This window comes from Salinimicrobium oceani (assembly GCF_012037645.1).
Genome location: NZ_JAAVJR010001640.1, coordinates 1 through 285, shown reverse-complemented (window position 1 = coordinate 285; position 285 = coordinate 1). Strand labels below are relative to the sequence as shown.

Sequence of the window (285 nt, the reverse complement as noted above, 5' to 3'; positions counted from 1 at the left end):
AAGTTAGCTTTAAGAGCACTAAAGGTCATTTACTTGCAAATTTCGATGGAGATGGAGATTTAATTTCCTCCTTTCAAAAGTTCAAGAATGTAAGGTTACCTGAAGATGCACGTATGCAAATTCTTCAACAATACCGTGATGCAGTTATTACTGGAAATAAACATGTAGCAATCTCTAAAGGATGGGATGTCCAAAAAGAATTTTACAAAGTAAAATTGAGAGATGGCGATAAAACCAGGACTGTAAAGGTCAATAAAGATCGGGGTGCAATCACCTATGTTGGAT

1 pseudogene is annotated in these 285 nt (G+C 35.8%); it reads left to right on the top strand.

From position 1 onward, the window contains the following. Positions 1–285, top strand: a pseudogene (locus tag HC175_RS23425) (hypothetical protein); the annotation flags it as partial.